This window comes from Ruegeria sp. R14_0 (assembly GCF_017743975.1).
GTDB lineage: Bacteria > Pseudomonadota > Alphaproteobacteria > Rhodobacterales > Rhodobacteraceae > Ruegeria.
The window spans coordinates 250023-269855 of sequence record NZ_JAGHRC010000005.1 but is presented as its reverse complement, the minus strand read 5'-3'; the positions used below and the strand labels follow the sequence as shown (position 1 = coordinate 269855).

Below are 19833 nucleotides of genomic sequence, written 5' to 3'. Positions count from 1 at the left end.
CATGCTGGACAAAAGCCACAAACCGACCTGGACCAGTTTTGAAGAGGCGACCAAAGCCGATTGGGATGCCGTCATGGAATACGAAGAGGCGTATAACGCCGCTCTGCCAGACCGTATTCTGGACGCTATTCGGTCGCTGGACGAAGACTGGACGCCATACCCTGTAAACCGCTACCAGCACAGCCTGCAGGCGGCGACGCGGGCTTATGAGGATGGTGCGGACGAAGAGATCGTCGTTGCCGCCCTGATCCACGACACAGGTGATATTCTGTCCCCCTACAACCATGGCGAGCTGTCAGCGGCGATGATGAAGCCCTATGTCAGCGAAAAGACCTATTGGATTTTGAAGTACCATTGTGTGTTTCAGGGCTATTACTACAATCACCACCTGGGCGGTGATCGCAACGCCCGCGACAAGTACCGCGACAGCCCCTATTGGGAGGACTGCCGCTATTTCTGCCATGAATACGATCAAAAGGCGTTCGACCCGGATTACCCGACCAAACCGCTGGAGTTCTTTGAGCCGATGCTACGCCGGGTTCTCAACAAAGGCGAGGGACACATGGAGCTGAACGAAACGTCCGAAGGTTAACAAGCCGCCATCAGTCGATAAACGATCTGGGCGGCGGTAAAGTCCCAGGCGGCATTCCCGTCAGGGGCAAGTTCGACCACGTCAAAGCCGACACACTTGCGATGCTGAAGCGCATGCTCAACCAGCCGTAGCGCCTGATAATACCCAAGCCCGCCGGGAACGGGCGTCCCCGTCGCAGGCATCTGGGACGGGTCCAGGCCGTCAACGTCAAAGCTGACATAGACCAGTTCGGGGAAATCCGAGGGCAGGTCGACGGCGTGGATATTGCCGGTGACAAGTTCCTCGGCGTCCACGTGGAAAACGTGGTTTTTCAGGCGGCTTTTGGCCTCTTCGGTCGAAAAGGCGCGCACTCCGAACTGGGCCAGCCGGATGCCTTCCTCGGCCAGCAGGTGCATGACCGACGCGTGCGAATGCGTCTCGCCCTGATAGGCATTGCGCAGGTCGGCGTGTGCGTCGATTTGAACGATGCCAATGGGTTGGTTCACCGCGCGAGCGACACCCATCACGGCGCCGTAGCTCAGCGAATGCTCTCCACCCAAAGTGACTGGCACCCTGCCTGCGCGCACGGCGGCCTCGGTGCGTTGCGCGAGGCGCTCCATCACCTCGGGCAGAGGCCCGGCGCAATCCAGCGGCTGTTCGGTGAAGATGCCCTCGACGCAAGGCTCGGCGTGGCCGGTGATGCGTTCCAGTTCATTGCTGGCCTCGATGATGGCTGCGGGGCCTTTGGCCGTACCCGAACCGTATGAGACCGTGCGTTCCAGCGGTACAGGGATCACACGGAACCGGGCGTCTTCGGTACGCTCGGACGCGGTCAGTTCACTGTCTAGGAAAATGCTCATGAGAGGCGGTCCTTAAAGTCGTCATAACCGAACTGTTTGATGATTTTCAGCTCGTCCGTTTCGCTGTTCCAAAGGGCGATTGTGGGCAGAGGCACACCGTTGAACGTGTTGGTTTTGACCATCGAATAGTGTGCCTGATCGAGGAAGGCAAAGCGCTGGCCGATGTCAAGCGGTTGGTCCCATGTGTAGTCCCCGATCACGTCGCCCGCCAGACAGGACGGGCCGCCGAGACGGTAGGTGTGGCCCGCGTCGGCCTCATCCATCAGGGCGGGGCGGTAGGGGGCTTCGATTACGTCAGGCATGTGGCAGGTGGCCGATATATCGGTGATTGCGAGATTCATGCCGTTGGTGGGCAGGTCGAGGATTTCTCCGACCAGAATGCCAGCGTCCAGCGCGACGGCCTCGCCGGGTTCGAGGTAGACTTCGACGTTGTAAGTCGTTCGGATTGCCTTGATGAATTCGACCAGCCCCGCGCGGTCATAGTCATCGCGGGTGATATGGTGTCCGCCGCCGAAGTTCAGCCAGTTGAGCTGTTTCAGGAACGGCTTGAGCGTCGGTTCGACGGCGTCCCAAGTGCGCTGCAGCGGTTCGAATCCCTGTTCGCAGAGCGTATGCATGTGCAGGCCATCAACACCATTCATGGCCTCGGCAGTCAGTTGGCTGACCGGCGTGCCAAGGCGCGAGCAGGGCGCGCAGGGGTCGTATTTTGGGATCTCGCCTTCGGAATGCTCCGGGTTGATGCGCAGGCCGACCTGCACGTTGGCAACATGGGCCTTTGCCAGAAACCGATCCTTTTGCGCGGGTGAGTTGAAGATGACGTGATCAGAGAGCGACAGGATTTCGTCGATATCGGCATCCTTGTAGCCGGCGCAGAAGGTTGCGACCTCGCCGCCGTATTCTTCGCGTCCCAGTCGGGCTTCGTAAATGCCAGATGCGCAGGTGCCGCCGAGGTGCTGACGCACAAGCGGGGCCAGCGAGAACATCGAGAACGCCTTGAGCGCGCTGAGGATATGTGCACCTGAACGGGTCCTGATATCGGCGAGGATGGTCAGGTTGCGTTCGACGGCTTTTTCATCGACCACGAAGCAAGGTGTGGGGACGCGGGCGAGGTCGAATTTGCGGAAGGCGCCTGCGTCGCCAGCTTGTGTCGTCATCATGTCGGACATGTCCGGCGTCTCCTGAATTGGAGAGGCCGGGGGCTCTGCCCCCGGACCCCCGGGATATTTTTAGCCAGATGAAGCTAACGCGGATTAGAAATCGACCGGGCCGTCGAGTTCGTGGACCTGCCATGGGAGGCCGTGTTCATTGAGCATGTCCATGAAGTCATCCGGGTCGAGCTGTTCCATGTTCCAGACACCAGGTTCGGTCCAGTTGCCTTTGAGAACCTGTGCTGCGCCGATCATGGCGGGCACACCGGTGGTGTAACTGACGGCCTGGCTGCCAACCTCGCGGTAGCATTCTTCGTGGTCGCAGATGTTGTAGATATAGTAGGTTTTTTCGCCCGAGCCGTCCTTGGCCTGACCTGTCGCAATGTCGCCGATGCAGGCCTTGCCCTTGGTTTCCGCGCCCAGGTCACCGGGATCGGGCAGCAGGGTTTTCAGGAACTGGATCGGGATGATTTCCTTTCCGTCATGCATCACCGGGTCGATGCGGGTCATGCCGACATTTTCCAGTACTTTAGCATGGGTGATATAGGCGTCGCCGAAGGTCATCCAGAAGCGGGCGCGCTCGATCTCGGGGAAGTGGGTGCTGAGCGACTCGAGCTCCTCGTGATACATCAGGTACATGTTCTTGGGGCCGATGGCGGGGAAGTCGAACTCGACCTTGTGGGTCATAGCCGGGGAGTGTTTCCACTCGCCACCTTCCCAGTGGCGCACTTCGGCCAGCACTTCGCGCAGGTTAATCTCGGGGTTGAAGTTGGTGGCGAACTCCTGATCGTTGCTGCCGCCGTTGGCGTCCAGCACGTCGATCTGGCGGATCGTATCCAGCTTGTGTTTCTTCAGCCATTTCGCGAAGACGGATGTCACACCCGGATCAAAGCCCGAGCCGAGGATGGCTGTCAGGCCCGCCTCTTTGAAGCGTTCCTGATAGGCCCATTGCCAGTGGTATTCGAACTTGGCCTCATCCTCGGGTTCATAGTTCGCGGTGTCGAGGTAGTGGATGCCGGCCTCTAGGCAGGCGTCCATCAGGACCAGATCCTGATAGGGCAGGGCGAGGTTTATGAGGATTTCAGCCCCTGTTTCCTTGATCAGTTTGACCGTGTCTTCGACCTTGTAGGCGTCCAGTTCAGCGGTCGCGATGTCAACGCCCACACGGTCTTTTACGGCAGCTGCGATGGCGTCGCATTTGGCTTTGGTGCGGCTGGCCAGAGTGATTTCGGTGAAGATGTCCGAATTCATCGCCATCTTGTGCACGGCTGCGTGGGATACGCCGCCAGCGCCGACAACCAGTGTTTTTCCCATGGGGTCGTCTCCTTTTTATTCGTAATATGTATAGCCGTTGATCGAGTCGCGGTAAGCGCTCATCAGGGTTTTCCGGTCCTTGGCTTTCAGAGTACCGGTCGAGATCGCCTCGTCCACCATTTTGCGGAACGCGGCGACGCAGTCCTGCGGGTCAAACTCGACATAGGACAGGACCTGACTGATCGTGTCGCCCTCTTGTTCGTGCAACAGGTCAAAGCCGCCATCAGCACGCAGATCGATGGTGACGACGTTGGTGTCTCCGAACAGGTTATGCAGATCGCCCAGTGTTTCCTGATAGGCACCGACAAAAAAGACTCCCATGAAGTACTCGTCCTGTTCGGGCAGCGAATGCACGGGCAGGCTGGGCGAAACGCCATCCGCCAGAATGAAGCGGTCGATCTTACCGTCGCTATCGCAGGTGATATCGCTTAGCACCGCGCGGCGGTCTGGCGTTTCGTTCAGGCCTTGTAGTGGCACGATCGGGTGCAGTTGATCGATCGCCCAGACGTCGGGCAGGGATTGGAACAGCGAGAAATTGCAGTGGTAGATATCGGCCACTTTTTCAAGCTGATCGTCTACATCGGTTTCCAGATCATCGCTGGCGGCCAGCGCCTTGAGGCGGGCCATGAGCGACAGGTAGATGCGTTCAGCGCGGGCCATCTGGCGCAGGTCGACATAGCCACGGCGGAACAGGGCGCGCAGCTCGTTGCGGTAGAAGGTGGCGTCGTTCCAGCATTCCTGCAGACGATCTTTGCTAAGGTAGCCATGCACGGCGGCCAGATCGGCGACCATGTGGTGATCGTCCGGTTCGACCTCGGGGCCGTTCGGCGCGTCGTACAAAGTGCTCTCCAGCACGTTGAACACCAGCAACGACGACGTCGCCACGACCGCACGCCCGCTTTCAGTGACCAGCGTGGGGTGGTCGATCTCGGCCTCATCCATCGCGTAGGCGACGGTCTCAACCACATTGGCGCAGTATTCCTCGACCGTGTAGTTGATCGAGTTCTCGGCGGCCTTCTTCTCACCGGTGTAATCCACACCCATACCGCCGCCGAGGTCCAGGTGGGTCAGCGGCACGCCCTCGCGCGTCAGTTCAGTGTAGTAGCGACAGGCCTCGCCCACCGCCCGGCGCACGTCGTTGACGTCCTGCACCTGAGAGCCCAGATGCGAGTGCTGCAGCTTGAGGCAATGCAAAAGACCAGCCTCTTTCAGCTTGTCCACCGTCGCCACCAACTGATCGGTGTTCATGCCAAAGGCCGAGCGGTCGCCCGAGCTTTCTTCCCATTTACCGCTGATCTGGTTGGTCAGTTTGACCCGCACGCCGATCAGAGGTTCGATGCCAAGCTCGTTGTGAACCTCGATCACCGTGTCGGCCTCTTTCGGGCTTTCCAGAACGATGACGGTGTTGAACCCGATTTTACGGGACAGGATGGCCAATTGGATGAACTCGGCATCCTTAACGCCATTGCAGACGATCAGCGCTTCAGGCGCCAGTCTGTGCGCCAACGCCACGACCAATTCCGGCTTGGACCCGGCTTCGAGGCCATAGTTGTACTTCTTGCCGAACTCGACGATCCGGTCGACCACTTGTGCTTGCTGGTTCACCTTGATCGGGAAGACACCGCGATAGGGGCCTTTGTACCCCACGCGCGCAATTGCATCGCGAAAGCTCTCGTTCAGATGCGCGATCTCATGTTCCAGATATGACGACACGCGCAGCACCATCGGGGCCTTGATGCCCCGGTCGTCCAGATCGCTGAGAATGCCGGGTAGGCTGATCGCGTCGGCCTCGGGCGCCATGGGATTGCGCAGACCGATCTCGCCCCGCTCCGTCACCTCAATAAGGCCTTTGCCCCATTTCTCAACCCCGTAGATGGAATGCGGTGCGTCGGGCGTGTGTTTCAATCAAGTCTATCCTTCACGAGAGGGTGCCAGTTTCGCGCCCGCCAATACGGCAGCTATATGATTCTTCCAAGTGTAATCTATGTGACGGGAAATGGGGAATTCAGGCTGCGGCACGAATTGGAACAAGGTGGTTGTCCCATTGGCAAACCGAGCGGACTGCGATCTTGGCCCCGGTGGCCGTCAGTCGCCCAACAACGCCGGTGCCTGTTGTGAACACAAAGCCGTTTGGCCCCGTTCCAAGGCCGCAAACGTCATCCAGCGGGAACGCCCCGACAAGCTGGCCATCTGATACACGGAATTGATGCAACGCGTTGCCGCGCGGGCAAGTGATGGCGACGGTATCGCCGGCATCAGAGAATGCGATGCTCCCTGCGTAACCCTGCAGCATGATTTGATCTGCCTCGGGCGCGCTGAGAAGTTTAGGCGCATCACCCCGCCGATGCAGGCCCAGCAGGGGTGGGTGTTGGGACGTGTCGCCCTGCCACTGCATGGCGAACCCGACCAGTCCGTCGGCGCGCACCGCCAGATGACGGATCGAGTTCTTGTGCAAGGCCCGCGGCAGTGCGACCTGCTCTAACACTTCGCCTGACTGATCCAGATAGGTCAGGCGAGGTTGCATGATGGGCAGGTTCAGCTTGGCCCGGCCGGTGTCGGGATGGGTTTCGATCCCGCCATTTGCCACGACCAGCGTCCGGTCATCAGGCATCAGACGCATATCATGCGGTCCAACTCCGCCGGAGGAGAACTCGGTGATCCGCCTGTAGCTGTCGGTATCCCACACGCCAATCACGCCTTGACCAGCTTCATAGTCGTTTTCTGTGGTGAACAGCCGTGTGCCATCGGTTGAGAACACGCCATGGCCATAGAAATGGCGGCCTTGCGGAGCTTCCAGCTGCGCGGTCTGAGTACCGGTTGCACAGTCGATGATGATCGCAAACGTCCCTGGGCGGCGCGCAAAGGCCACGGCCTGTGCGCGATGAGGATGCGCTGCGGCGGCATGGCCCCGCGCGGGCAATGGCAACGAGAACAGGATGTCGCCGCTCGGGTCCAGTCCAGCCAGACGGTATGACCCGTCCGGGAACAACGCAGCGGCCAGGTAATCCGGCGCGCCCACCGCCGACCAACCGCGCATTGGCGCAAGGCTGGCTGCGGCCAACCCCGCAAGGAAGTGTCGGCGGCTGGTCATCGCTTAGTCCCCGTCCAATGAGTTGAACCCGGCGTTGATGCCCAGTGTTGGTCCAAGCTCGGCCGAGGCGATGGCGCGAATGTCGTTTATGGACTGTTGCAACGCTTCGATGCGGAAACGTCCTTGCGCTGTTGCTACGCCTTCAAAGGCCGGGTCGTCCAACGACTGCGCCCGCCCAATGGCTGCCGCAAAGGCACCATCCAGATCAGCCGCAATGTCAGGATGATCCGCAGACAAACGCGCGGCAAGGTCGCGCAGAGCTGTCAGGGACAACGCCACATGGCGCAGCGATCGCTCGGACCGCCGTGCCTCGGCCCGTTTCGGGCGCGGGCGGTCAAAGGTGCCCATTGGGCGGCCAAGTCGGGTTTCCGCCGTGAACTCAAGGCCCGTGATCAGGGCCTTGTATAGCTCTTGCATGGCTTCGTTTTCGGATCGGTACGGGCTGGTTTCGCCAGGAGATGTCAGGTTCGCAGCATAGACTTCCCAATCTGCATTGATCGCGCTTGCGTTGAGGTTGATGTCCTTGGCCATCGCCTGGATCAGTGCGCAACGGTAGTCTTCGCTGCCCAGTTGGGAAAACTGCGGGTCATAAAGCATTTGCTCCAATGCGAAGAATCCACGCCCTGCTACGGATGTTTCGGCAAAAGCCGCAGATGATTGGATTGCAGCGTCTTCGGCGGAAATAAGACTTGTAAGCGCTTTGGGCGTAAACCCTTTGGTGTCCGGCCAGAACGCCAAGGCAAATGCGCGGTCATCGACCTCGGACGGCCCAAAGCGCAGATGGCTGATAGAAATCCAGTCATCAAAGGCCGTGTGATAAGCCGCTCGAAGCGCAGCCGACATGGGGTCACAATTCGTCTGCGCTGCAGTCGCCAAGGTCTGGGTAGCCTCTGCCAAAGCGGCATAGCCGGGCAGGATATGGGCGTTAACCGTGTCGGTCAGGATGGGCAGGCGGTCTTGGGCAAATGCGCCAACGGGCAAGGTCAGGGATAGGGCAAGGACAATGGCACGCATCAATCAAAGGCTTTCCAAGAAACGGATCAGGGCATTACGGTCTGGCTTTGGCATAGCCACAACGGCGTCGCGAGCGGTTTGAGCCTCGCCCCCATGCCAGAGGATCGCTTCAAGCAGATTGCGCGCGCGTCCGTCATGCAGGAACTGGGTGTGGCCCGACACCTGCTCGGTCAAACCGATCCCCCAGAGCGGTGGCGTGCGCCACTCGCGCCCGGTGGCGCGGGCTTCGGGGCGGTTGTCGGCAAGACCTTCGCCCATGTCATGCAACAGCAGGTCGGTGTATGGCCAGATCAGCTGAAAACTGTGCTCGGGCCGGTCCTCCATACGGTGGGTTACGAAGGACGGTGTGTGGCATGATGCGCAGCCGGTGTCGTGAAACACCTGCTTTCCGCGCAAGACCTGCGGGTCATCGACATCTCGTCGGGCTGGAACGCCCAGATTCTGGCTGTAGAACGCAACAAGGTCCATCCCGATCTGGTCAATCTCGAAGACCCGGTCATCCCCATCACCGTGCGGGGCGTTGACGCATTCGACCTGCGCCGGGGTACAGTCCCCATGAGCCGCAGGGTAGAGGGGGCTTGAGATGCCAATATCTCCGGCAAACGCCGCCGCCGATTGCTCCATCACGGTCGGCATGCCTGCCTTGTGGCCGAACCGTCCCATCATCGGCGCGCCATACTCGATGGCCCATACGATATTGGGACGGCCTGAAATACCGTCACCGTCCTCATCTTCGGGGTCTGCGTTCGCAAGCAGGTCCTGCACCGGGATCGCCTCAAGCAAACCCAGCCCAATCATCTGTGGTGCGACACGCGGACTTAGCATCGCGTCGGGATGCAGTGGGCCATAGCCCAGATCGGCGGCCCGATAGGTCGGACGCCTTAGCGTGACCGTTTCGCCATCGGACAGAGTGACCGGAACATCCTCGTAGGTAATGTCCAACCGGTATTCGGCGGCATGACCGGGCAGAGCCAAGTCTTGCATCTGACCGCCGTAGTTTGGATCGGGCTGGGTCGCGATATAGTCCTCGATCTCGGCGTAATCGTCGCCACCGGGGATCGAGACCCGCAGGAACATGGAAATGGCGTTGTCGTCGGGGCCATTCGGCGTGTGGCCGCGCCCGTCCTTGATGTGGCAGCGTTGGCACGAACGCGCATTATACAGTGGGCCCAAACCGTCTGACGCCAGTGTCGAGGACGGAGAAGAGACCCAGATTTTCTTGAACAGGCCATTACCAACCCTGAAATCCAGCTCTTGTTCGAAGCTCAGATTGCCTGACGGCTGCGAAAACGCATCGGCGTCTATGCGCGCGCGAACGGTGGCGGCCCCGGCTGGCAGGTCTTCGAATGGTTGCGGCACGCTGAAATCCGTCGGCGCTGCGGTCACCCGCGCAATCCTGAACAGTTCGTCTTCGGTTCTGGGAAGGGTATTGAGGTGCAGATCCTGCAGCTCGGCCGACAGGGATTGGGTGGCCGCAAGGGCGGCCACCGGCAATAGGGCAAGTTTACTCGCCTTCGTCCATTTTCGATGCGTTGAGTTGCGCATAATTGGCTTCGCCAATCCTTTCGTACAGGTCGAGCTGCGTTTCGAGGAAATCGATATGACTTTCCTCATCGCGCAGCAATCCTTCGAACAGCGACATAGAGACGTAGTCGCCTGCCTCACGGCAATAGTCGCGCGCTTCGGCATAAAGAGCGCGGGCGTCCAACTCCGCCGCCAAGTCACATTCCAGCGTTTCCTTGGGGTTCTGGCCGATCCTCAGCGGGTCGAGTTTCTGAAGGTTGGGGTGGCCTTCCAGAAAGATGATGCGCTCGATCAGTTTATCCGCGTGCTCCATCTCTTCGATGGATTCTTCGCGGCTTTTCTTGGCCATGTGCCCAAGGCCCCAATCTTCCTGGAGGCGGTAGTGCAACCAGTACTGGCTGACAGCCGTTAATTCATGCCGCAGAGATTTGTTGAGGTATTCTATGACTTTGGGATCGCCCTTCATCTGCATTCTCCTGTGATACTCCGGTGCGCAATGCACGAAGCTGCATGGGGACTTTCAGATTATCGCTTGCGCGCATTGTGTCTAGGAAAAGGGGCATGCATCCGCCGCAATCCGCTGATTTTCCGAGCGCATGGTAGATTTTGCCGGGCGTGATCACTGTGTCCGGGTCGGCCGTGCGCATCCAATCAATGGCGGCACGGATGTCGTTTTCCGAGATGTTCGTGCAGTGGCATACGATCATGGCTGTCAGGCTTTCTCGTCCGGTCAAGGGTAAGAGGCGGCGCTTGAGCGCCGCCTCTGTGCTGGTGGTTTTAGTGGAAAACCGCGTTGGGGTTATCGAGGCTGTCCGAGCCTTCGAATTCGATCTGGTCCAGTTCCAAGGCGGTTACAATCCGTTCGATCGTTTTAGTCTGATCAACAAGGCCGTTCACACCGCCCATGATCAGAGCTTCGCCACCTTCGTTGCCGCGTTCCAGCATCTGGTCATAGGCAAACCCAGCTTCTGCAGTCGATTTGATCTGGCCCAGAGCCCGCATCGTGTTGGCCAGTTTGGCCTTCATCTCGGCATCCAGCGACGGGTCCGTTGCGATCACGAGGTCGGACAGCGACGCGCCGCCAACCGGGGTGCCGTCGGTACGAGTGTAGTGACCCAGATAGACGTTCTCGATCCCGAGGCCGTCATAGTAGTGGCTATTGTGGGTGTTGTCCGAGAAGCAATCATGCTCTTCCTCGGGGTCGTTCAGCATCAGGCCAAGGCGCATACGCTCACCCGCCTGCTCGCCATAGGACAGCGAACCCATGCCGGTCAGAATCGCGCTGACACCCGCAGATTCGTTCGCATTCAGTTCGGCGCGAGCCGCACCGCCTTGCTTCCATTGGTCTGCCATCCATTCCAGATCGCTGACCAATAGGTCGGTCGCGGCGCTCAGGTACTGGGCGCGACGGTCACAATTGCCGCCGGTGCAGTCATCACCTTGAACGAAATCAGTATAGGGACGGTTACCTGCGCCAGCACCGTGGCCGTTCAGATCCTGACCCCACAGCAGGAATTCGATGGCATGATAGCCGGTGGCAACGTTGGCCTCGATCCCATCTGCCTCGTGCAGCGTTTCGCCCAGCAACTCGGGGGTGATTGTGCTGGCGTCGATGGTTTTGCCGGACAGTTCGAATGTCGGGTTGGCGATGACGTTCAGCGCGGCAAACTCGTTCTCACCGGTCGGGCCGCCATAAGAGGCGTCAACATAGTCGATCAGACCCTCGTCCAGTGGCCAGGCGTTCACTTTGCCTTCCCAGTCGTCCACGATCGCGTTGCCGAACCGGTAAACCTCGGTTTGTTGATACGGGACGCGGGCAGCAACCCAGGCAGCGCGCGCTGCGTTCAGGGTCGCGTCCGACGGATCAGAGATCAGGGCGTTCACAGCCGCTTGCAGCGATTTGGCCGCGATCAGGCTGTCGTCATATTTGGCTTCGGCGATATTCGCGTAGGTGTTCAGAACATCAGCTTTCGAGGGGGCATCAGCTGCGACAGCGGTGGTCGCGAAGCCTAGGGCCAATACGCTGGTGACGGTAAAAAATCTGGTCATTGGGGGACGCTTTCCAGTCAGTAAAATTCCAAAACGCCGCGCTTGCGACGCATTTACGGTAAAACTGAGTGAATTAGTAAGTTAAGTCAACCTGAGTTTTATAGTCGGAATTAAATGACGCAGTTTCATTGACTCTATCCCCTAAATTAGTGAGTCCAAGCAGCTGTGGCCGCGATTGCGCGGCATTTGAATCAGACTAGAATAAAATCTGTGATTCCTTGGTCGATGGTGTTTTGTTCATGAAATGCACAGCGGTTGCTTTGATCCTGACCCCGGCGGTTGCACTGACGCAGGTGCAAAGCCCTTCGCATGAGCATGGCACAGGTCATTTGGACATCGCATTTTCGGATGAAGTCTTTTCCTTGTCACTTGCAGTTCCTGCCGCCGATATCGTTGGGTTTGAAGGGGCCGCCGACACCGACGAAGATCGCGCGCTGGTCGCGGTGGCGATTTCGGATTTATCAAAACCTTTGGGTCTGTTCGTGCCGCCTGAAGAAGCTGGTTGTTTCACGGCCTCTGCGAATGTCACCTTGACTGGCGAGGGGTTGGGGCAGGACACGGCCGACACTTCTGCCGAGCAACACAGCGAATTTTTGGCAGACTACGTTATTCAGTGTCAGGATATGGCTGCATTGGCGAATATTCGTTTCGCCTATTTCGATCGTTTTGAAAACGCTCAGAAACTGGTGGTTCAGGTGTCTCGATCAGGTAAGAATCTCGCTTATGATGTCACGCCGAGCCAGCCGGATCTTACCCTTTAAATAGGGCTTCATACGAACGCCCCAAATCACACCTTGCTAAGCATCCAGTCGCGCACCAGTTTCGCGTTATCGACCAACGGTTTGTAATCGGACCAGACCAGATAGAACCCAGAACCGGTCTCCCAGCTCCAATCCTCCAGCGCCGTTAACAGCCCGCGCTCGGCAAGTGGGGTTGTAAGGTGGCTCCAACCAAGCGCGTAACCTTCACCCGCCAGAGTTGCCTGAAGCACGAGCGCGTAATCGTTCAACCTAAGCCCGGACACGGGCGGCTTTTGTGTGACGCCAAATGCTTCGAACCAGTGGACCCAACCAGGGCGTTCGCGGGTTGGTTCCTCAAGGTGAATCAGTCGGTGTTGAAGCAGGTCTTCGACGCTGCTTGGCCGTCCGCGCGTCTCAATCTCAACGGGGCTGGCAACGGGACACAGCACTTCGTTTGCGATCAGTGCCGCGTTGCACCCTTCCCACGTTCCTTTGCCACGGCGAATGGCCAGACTGATGTTTTCTGCGACAATATCGGGTTCTCGGTCGCTGGATTGCAGCCTGAGGTCGATATCTGGGAACGTTTGGTGAAACTCCTGCAGTTTCGGCATCATCCAAAAGAAGTTGAATGCAGATGAGGCGTTCAGCGTCACATGATCGTTTTTGGTAAACTGGCGCACGGCGTTGACCGAATTGAGAATCTGATCGAATGAACGCGAAACATCCGAGTACAGCTTGGACCCGGCCGAGGTCAGAACGATTTTCCGGTGCTCGCGATGGAATAGCTGCACGCCAAGCGCGGTCTCCAGTTGCTTGATCGCCGCACTGACAGCTGGTTGTTTCACATTCATTTCATCCGCTGCACGCGTGATCGATTGCAGCCGCGCGGCGGCCTCAAAATATACCAGATGCTTTGAGGATGAGACTGTTTTCCAGAGCTGATGCATAATTTGTGTTTATCCAAAACATCACCTTTTTCAACCGTCACGAACGCATTTCAACAGGCTAGTGTTCTGGCCAAATGAATCGAGGAGTCACCCATGGCCAGACGCGCCCGCGCCTCGCGCGACCGCCAAAACGCCCCGACCGGAGCCCCGGCGTCGCCGTACATCCAGCGGCGCCTGAGCTATTTCAACCCGTTGAACGAAGAGGATCTGGAGCGCCTCGAAGCGCAGGTTGACTGGATCATCCAGGACGTTGGCATCGCATTCCGCGACGACCCCGAAGCGCTTGAGCTTTGGCGGCGTGAAGGCGCGCGGATCGAAGGCGACATCGTTCGCGCCGACGCAACCTGGGTTCGTGATCTGTGCGCGAAGGCCCCGAAAAAGTTCACCCAACTGGCCCGCAACCCAGAGCGATCGGTTGTGATCGGTGACGGCAACCAAGTGTTTGCACCGGTCTACGGTCCACCCTTTGTGCGCGACCTTGAAGGCGGGCGGCGCTATGGCGACATGGATGCGTTCCAGAAACTGGTCAAACTGACCTATCTGCATCCCAATCTGCATCACGGCGGTTTCGTCACGTGCGAACCCTGCGACGTCCCGGTCAGCAAGCGGCATCTGGACATGATGTTCGCGCACATCACGCTCAGCGACAAACCCCATCTCGGCGCGATCACTGAAATGAGCCGGGCCCAGGACAGTGTCGATATGGCCGAAATCATCTTTGGCGCGGATGTCATGGACCAGAACTGCGTCATCATGGGCAACGTCAACACCAATTCACCCCTTCTGGTGGATCGCGTGGTGACCGAGGCAGCGCGGGTCTATTCCACCCGAGGGCAAGGCATGATCGTGGTGCCCTTCATCCTGTCCGGGGCCATGGGTCCGGTCAGCACGGCCGCCAGCGTCGCGCAAGCCATGGCCGAGGCGATGATGGTGTGCGCCTACGTCCAACTGCTGCGCCCCGGCGCGCCTTTTGTGCTGGGCAACTTCCTGTCGTCTATGTCGCTGAAATCCGGCGCGCCCACATTCGGTATGCCCGAGCCTGTGATGTCGAACTATGCGATCGGACAACTGGCGCGTCGCGCGGGCCTGCCGTTGCGCTGCGGCGGATCGCTGACCGCCTCGAAAATCGAAGACGCACAAGCTGCATACGAATCCGCGGACTCGATGCATTCGACCATGCTGGCGGGGGCCAACTTTGTGCTGCATTCTGCGGGCTGGCTCGAAGGTGGCCTGTGCACGGGGTTCGAAAAGCTGATCGTGGATGCGGACCGGCTGGGGTCTTACCAAAAGGTTCTAAGCCAGGGATTGGACACCAGCGAAGATGCCTTTGCCCGCGATGCCTATGGTGAGGTCGAGGCAGGCGGTCACTTCCTCGGCTGCGGCCACACAATGCGAAATTACCAGACTGCGTTCTACGAGCCGAAACTCAGCGACAGCGAGAATGTCGAAAGCTGGGAGGAAGGCGGGTCCAAGGACATGCGCCGCCGCGCCTACGAGCGCTGGAACACGATGCTGAACGAATATCAACCCCCTGCAATGGATGAGGCCAAGAAAGAAGAACTGTCAGCCTATGTCGCGCGGCGAAAAGAAGAAATCCCGGACGCCTGGTACTGACAAGGTGATCCCTTCATCTGGCCAAAAATATCCTCGGGGGTGAATTGGGCCGCAGGCTCAAGAGGGGGCAGACAGCCCCCTTTCCCCAAACCTCACACACATGACACAGGACATTCCCATGCCTGAAATTCAAAAAGACGAAAGCACCGGCGGCAAACAGCTTCCCTCACATGCCAAAGTCGTCGTGATCGGCGGCGGAGTCGTTGGCTGCTCTATCCTGTTCCACTTGGCCAAGTTCGGCTGGAAAGACGTGGTCTTGCTGGAACGGGATGAGCTGACCTCCGGCTCCTCCTGGCACGCGGCGGGTCAAATCCATACGATCAGCTCGGATCCCAACATCTCGCGCCTGCAAAGCTATACGATTGATCTGTATAAAGAGATCGAAGAAACCTCGGGTCATTCCGTCGGCCTGCACATCACTGGTGGCTTCTATCTGGCTTCGACCAAGGACTGGTACGACTACCTCAAACGCGAACGGTCCAAGGCCCGCTACATGGGCTTGCATCAGGAATTCATCAGCCCGAAAGAGGTGGCCGAGCGTCACCCGCTGATCGACCCCAAACACTATCACGCAGCGCTCTGGGATGATCAGGACGGCGATTTGGACCCTTCGGGTGCGACCTACGCCTTTGCCAAATCGGCCAAGGTACACGGGGCGCAATATTTCACCCATTGCGGTGTGACCGGGATGAGCCAGCGACCTGACGGCAGCTGGGACCTGACGACGCCCAAAGGGCAGATCAATGCCGAGTATGTGGTGAATTGTGGTGGCCTCTGGGCGCGCGAGGTGGGGCATATGTCGGGTGTTCACCTGCCGGTGCAACCGATGGAGCATCACTACCTGATCACAGAAAAGATCGACGCGGTTGCCAATCACGGCACGCGTCTGCCCGCCGGGATCGATTATGAGGCAAACATCTATTTCCGTCAGGAACGTCAGGGCATGCTTCTGGGCACCTACGAACCCAAGGGCACGCCTTGGAAGGTCGACGGCACGCCGTGGGATTTTGGACATGAGCTGCTGCAACCTGATCTGGACCGCGTCGCCGATCGGTTAGAAATGTCGTTCGAGCGCATTCCGGCGATCGGCGAGGCCGGGATCAAGGACATCATCAACGGGCCATTTACCTTCGGGCCGGACGGCAACCCGATGATCGGCCCAGTTCCGGGCATAAAGAACTATTGGGTCGCCGTGGGTGTCATGGCTGGCTTCTGCCAGGGTGGTGGCGTGGGCCTGACCATGGCCGAATGGATGATCGACGGCGAACCCTCGATTGATGTCTGGGCCATGGATGTTGCGCGCTTTGGAGAGTTTGCGACCCCGGATTGGGGTACGATCAAATCGACTGAGAACTACGAACGCCGGTTTGTGATGACCTTCCCGAACGAGACATTGCCCAAGGGGCGCATGCAGAAAACGACCGCGCTTTACGACCGTCTTGTCGCCAAGGGCGCTGTGATGGGGCAGGGGTTCGGCCTTGAAAACGCGCTGTGGTTTGCGGACGGGCCGGAAGACGCGCATGAAACTCCGACGTTCGAACGCAACCGCAGCCACGATTACGTGGCGCGCGAGGTCAAAGCCGTGCAAGAGGCCGTCGGCGGCATTGAAATCGCAAACTTTGCCAAGCATGAATTCAAAGGCGCAGGCGCGCGTGACTACCTGAACAAAACGCTGGCTGGCTATGTCCCAAAACCCGGTCGTTTGACACTGACCCCGATGCTGACCGAAAAGGGTCGCCTGTATGGTGACCTCACAGTTGCGTGCCTGGCGGATGATCACTTCATGCTGTTCGGCTCGGGCGCGATGCAGGACGCGCATCGCCGCTGGTTCGAAAAGGACCTGTCTGAGGATGTGAGCTATGCCAACGTCTCGGATGGTTGGCACGGGATCGCGCTGTCCGGTCCGAAATCGCGCGAGTTGCTGGCCCGTATCACCCGCGAGGATGTCAGCGCAGACGCGCTGAAGTTCCGTGACCTGCGCCAGACATTTGTTGGTGGGGTACCCGTCATCCTGAACCGCATCTCGTTCTCGGGCGAGTTGGGTTTTGAGATCTACTGCCGCCCGCAATACCTGCTGCGTCTGGCCGAAACGATCGAAGCGGCCGGTGCAGATCTGGGTTATCGCTGGTACGGTGCCCGTGCGTTGATGTCGTTGCGCCTTGAGAAAGGCTGGGGCGTCTGGACCACTGATTTCCGCCCTGATTTCAACGCGGTCGAATCCGGGATGGATGCCTTCATCAATTGGAAAAAGGACTTTGTCGGCAAGGACGCGACGCTGGCCATCAAAGCAGAGGGTGTCGCCCGCAAGCTGGTGACAATGACAATCGACGTGGACGGCATAGACGTCTCGAACGATGAGGCGATCCTGAAGGATGGCGAGGCCGTCGGCTATGTGTCCTCTGGTGGCTACGCGCACCGTGTTGGTAAGTCGATGGCGATGGGATACGTGTCCACAGACAGCGCAACTCCAGGCACTGAGCTTCAGGTCGAGATTTTGGGTGATCTGTATGATGCCGAAGTGTTGGGCGCACCGATCTACGACGCCAACGGGGCAAACATGCGAGCGTGAAACTCGCAAGCAACGGCTGCCAGCAGCCAAGGATCAATCCATTTCTCGCCCACCTGAGACAGGTGGGCGAGTTGCGTTCAGCGTCGCTCAACCGGCCGTCAAAGCCTGCCCGTCTTCATCGAAGAAGTGCAGCTTGTCGGTGGGAAAATGCAGACCAATCTGAGTGCCTGGCGTCAGATCAGTATCTCCGTTCAGACGGACTGTGACCTTGTCGTCGCCGCCACAATCCACAATCAGGAAAGTGTCTGCACCCAGATACTCGATCACCTCAATGACGCCATCAGTCTGACCGTCGCCTGCGGCACCGACCTGAATGTGCTCGGGGCGGATGCCAAGCTTGGTGGCGGCCCCGGACCGAGAAAACGGGCCGCTGCGACCGTGCTCCAGACGGAAACTGTCACCCTCGGTGGTGCAGGGCAGAATGTTCATCTTCGGGCTGCCGATGAACTGGGCCACGAACAGGTTAGCAGGCCGTTCGTACAGTTCGCGCGGCGTACCGACCTGAGCGATCTTGCCGTACTCCAAAACCACGATCCGGTCGGCCAATGTCATCGCCTCGACCTGGTCGTGCGTCACGTAAATCATCGTACGCTTGAGGCTTTGGTGCAGCTTGGCAATCTCATACCGCATCTCGACCCGCAGGGCGGCGTCGAGGTTGGAAAGCGGCTCGTCAAACAGGAACGCGGTGGGGTCACGGACGATGGATCGGCCGATGGCTACCCGTTGCCGTTGACCACCAGACAGGTCTTTGGGTCTGCGTTCCAGGAACGGTCCCAGCTTGAGAACTTCGGCCGCCCGGTTGACCTGTTCGGCGATGTCCGCCTTGGGAACACCGGCCACCTTCAAAGAAAACCCCATATTCTCGGCAACGGTCAGGTGCGGATACAGCGCATAGGACTGGAACACCATGGTCAGGCCGCGCTTGGAGGGTGGGTGATCGGTGACATCGCTGTCATTGATCAGCAGCGACCCCCGTGAGATATCCTCGAGCCCGCCGATCATGCGCAACAGGGTGGATTTACCGCATCCCGATGGGCCGACGAAGACGATGAACTCACCTTCTTCGATCTTGAGGTCCACGCCCTTGATGACCTGGGCCGAGCCGAACCATTTTTCGACTGATTTAAGTTCGATGCTACCCATCAGGCCCTCCCTGCCCAGTGAAGCCAGACAGCGGCTGTCCAGGTGAATGCCTTACCCCCTGCAGGGCTGCCGGTCTTGGGGTCGAAATACTCTGCAAAGCCGAAGCCCGAGATCAGGTCGGCAGTCTTTTTCCGCAGCTCTTCCGCTTGTTGCGCATGCCCCAAATCGGCCAGTCCGAACCCGATCATCATGTTCATGAAGGCCCAGGTCGGACCCCGCCAATAACGGCGCGCGTCGAATTTCGGCATTTCCGGATCATAGCTTGGAACGGGGTAGGGTACGGTTGCCAGCGTGGTTTTCAACCGTTCCAGCATCTTGTCCGACTCGATACCCGCATACCAGCACAGGTAGGACGCGTTCGATACGCTGTCGGCCATCTCGCCGGTGTGTGCGTCGCGCGCGTCAAAACTGCGCAGCCCTTCGTTCCAAAGCGAGCGAGCGCCGGTTTCCAGTTTTTCGATGTCAGCGCTTAGGCCTTCAGCTTCCAAGCCCAGCTGTTCGCTGATCGCCAGCAAGTCTCGCGCGGCGCGCAGCGACGTGAATGTCATCGTTGGGTCGGCGACGCGAAACGGGTTCAAGGACAGCAAGGCTTGCTGATCCCACCCGGCCTCGCGTCCGATCTGGACCAGCTTGATGTATCGGTCGTAGTCGAACTTTGTGGGTCTGTCGTCGCTATTCACATGGCTGGTGTCGCGGCGTTTGTACTCGCCCACATCCGAGGCATCCATGCGCGCCATGGGATTGTCCCAGTCAGGCGCGTTATCACGGCCCGCTTCCCAGGGGTGGGTCGTGCAAACGGCCCCGAATTCATCCAAACGCCATTTCATGATCCAGCGGTGCCAAGCCAGCAGCTTGGGGAACAGCGCCCTCATCCGCGAGTCTCCGAACGCGGTGTCCTGTTCCCAGATTTTGCGGGTCATCGTGGCCGCGATGGGGGGCTGGATAATTCCCGATGAGGGGATCGGACCGTTGCAGCCCCAGACATCGGGGCCGGGGAAATACCCCTCGTCTTGCTGATGGAACAGGATATGCGGCACCATACCGTCATCCCATTGTCCGGTGAACAAAGTCTCGATCTCAGTCCAGGCGCGGTCGAGGTCGAACTGGGCGAAACCAAGCGCGGCAATCGCGCTGTCCCAGTTCCACTGGTATGGGTACAGCCCTTCGGTCGGGATGGTGTAGCCGCCGCGATCATTTGCAATCAGGATATTGCGCGCCTCGCGGCCTGGGTTCGTAAGTTGGTTCATCT

17 protein-coding genes are annotated in these 19833 nt (G+C 59.0%); 4 read left to right on the top strand and 13 right to left on the bottom strand.

Features of this window, described 5'->3' with window-relative positions:
* Nucleotide 1 precedes the first annotated feature (1 nt).
* Nucleotides 2-592: a phosphohydrolase gene (locus J7416_RS16005; protein ID WP_209226184.1), complete on the top strand. Its 591-nt coding sequence runs from the start codon at nt 2-4 to the stop codon at nt 590-592.
* Here J7416_RS16005 and speB read toward each other — a convergent pair.
* The 10 genes from speB to J7416_RS15955 all read right to left on the bottom strand — a co-directional run bounded on the left by speB (nt 589) and on the right by J7416_RS15955 (nt 11571).
* On the bottom strand, nt 589-1431 hold the full coding sequence (speB, locus tag J7416_RS16000) for an agmatinase (RefSeq protein WP_209226183.1): 843 nt from the start codon (nt 1429-1431) through the stop codon (nt 589-591). The genes J7416_RS16005 and speB overlap by 4 nt on opposite strands.
* The gene (nspC, locus tag J7416_RS15995; protein WP_209226181.1) at nt 1428-2597 is read right to left on the bottom strand and encodes a carboxynorspermidine decarboxylase; all 1170 of its coding nucleotides are present in this window, start codon (nt 2595-2597) and stop codon (nt 1428-1430) included. The genes speB and nspC overlap by 4 nt, the downstream gene beginning before the upstream one ends.
* Before the next feature lie 84 nt (nt 2598-2681).
* On the bottom strand, nt 2682-3893 hold the full coding sequence (locus J7416_RS15990) for a saccharopine dehydrogenase family protein (RefSeq protein WP_209226180.1): 1212 nt from the start codon (nt 3891-3893) through the stop codon (nt 2682-2684).
* 15 nt (nt 3894-3908) lie between these two features.
* Nucleotides 3909-5798, bottom strand: a complete 1890-nt coding sequence (speA, locus tag J7416_RS15985; protein ID WP_209226179.1) for a biosynthetic arginine decarboxylase — start codon at nt 5796-5798, stop codon at nt 3909-3911.
* 100 nt (nt 5799-5898) lie between these two features.
* Nucleotides 5899-6984, bottom strand: coding sequence for a DUF1513 domain-containing protein (locus J7416_RS15980; RefSeq protein WP_209226177.1), 1086 nt, complete (start codon nt 6982-6984; stop codon nt 5899-5901).
* Between the two features lie 3 nt (nt 6985-6987).
* Nucleotides 6988-7998, bottom strand: a complete 1011-nt coding sequence (locus tag J7416_RS15975) for an imelysin family protein (RefSeq protein WP_209226176.1) — start codon at nt 7996-7998, stop codon at nt 6988-6990.
* A 3-nt stretch (nt 7999-8001) separates the two neighbouring features.
* Nucleotides 8002-9543, bottom strand: a complete 1542-nt coding sequence (locus tag J7416_RS15970; RefSeq protein ID WP_209226174.1) for a di-heme oxidoredictase family protein — start codon at nt 9541-9543, stop codon at nt 8002-8004.
* Entirely contained in the window at nt 9503-9988 is a 486-nt protein-coding gene (gene bfr / locus J7416_RS15965; RefSeq protein ID WP_170468789.1) for a bacterioferritin, read from the bottom strand. Before bfr ends, J7416_RS15970 begins: the two co-directional genes overlap by 41 nt.
* Nucleotides 9936-10229 (bottom strand): (2Fe-2S)-binding protein, encoded by a 294-nt coding sequence (locus J7416_RS15960; protein ID WP_209226267.1) that lies wholly within the window; start codon nt 10227-10229, stop codon nt 9936-9938. Before J7416_RS15960 ends, bfr begins: the two co-directional genes overlap by 53 nt.
* Nucleotides 10230-10299: 70 nt before the next feature.
* A complete protein-coding gene (locus J7416_RS15955) occupies nt 10300-11571 on the bottom strand; it encodes an imelysin family protein (RefSeq protein WP_209226173.1) in 1272 nt (423 codons plus the stop codon).
* Between the two features lie 260 nt (nt 11572-11831).
* Here J7416_RS15955 and J7416_RS15950 point away from each other — a divergent pair, with 260 nt between their 5' ends.
* On the top strand, nt 11832-12332 hold the full coding sequence (locus tag J7416_RS15950) for a DUF2796 domain-containing protein (RefSeq protein ID WP_209226172.1): 501 nt from the start codon (nt 11832-11834) through the stop codon (nt 12330-12332).
* A gap of 26 nt (nt 12333-12358) precedes the next feature.
* Here J7416_RS15950 and J7416_RS15945 read toward each other — a convergent pair whose 3' ends face one another.
* Nucleotides 12359-13258 (bottom strand): LysR substrate-binding domain-containing protein, encoded by a 900-nt coding sequence (locus J7416_RS15945; protein ID WP_209226171.1) that lies wholly within the window; start codon nt 13256-13258, stop codon nt 12359-12361.
* 93 nt (nt 13259-13351) lie between these two features.
* Between J7416_RS15945 and J7416_RS15940 the strand changes: the two genes are divergently transcribed.
* Together J7416_RS15940 and J7416_RS15935 are read left to right on the top strand one after the other, a co-directional pair.
* The gene (locus tag J7416_RS15940; RefSeq protein WP_209226169.1) at nt 13352-14872 is read left to right on the top strand and encodes a trimethylamine methyltransferase family protein; all 1521 of its coding nucleotides are present in this window, start codon (nt 13352-13354) and stop codon (nt 14870-14872) included.
* A 118-nt stretch (nt 14873-14990) separates the two neighbouring features.
* On the top strand, nt 14991-17441 hold the full coding sequence (locus tag J7416_RS15935) for an FAD-dependent oxidoreductase (RefSeq protein WP_209226168.1): 2451 nt from the start codon (nt 14991-14993) through the stop codon (nt 17439-17441).
* 87 nt (nt 17442-17528) lie between these two features.
* Here the strand turns inward: J7416_RS15935 and J7416_RS15930 are convergent, their stop codons facing one another.
* The gene (locus J7416_RS15930) at nt 17529-18584 is read right to left on the bottom strand and encodes an ABC transporter ATP-binding protein (RefSeq protein WP_209226166.1); all 1056 of its coding nucleotides are present in this window, start codon (nt 18582-18584) and stop codon (nt 17529-17531) included.
* The gene (locus J7416_RS15925; RefSeq protein ID WP_348540280.1) at nt 18584-19831 is read right to left on the bottom strand and encodes a hypothetical protein; all 1248 of its coding nucleotides are present in this window, start codon (nt 19829-19831) and stop codon (nt 18584-18586) included. Before J7416_RS15925 ends, J7416_RS15930 begins: the two co-directional genes overlap by 1 nt.
* Between the last annotated feature and the right edge of the window lie 2 nt (nt 19832-19833).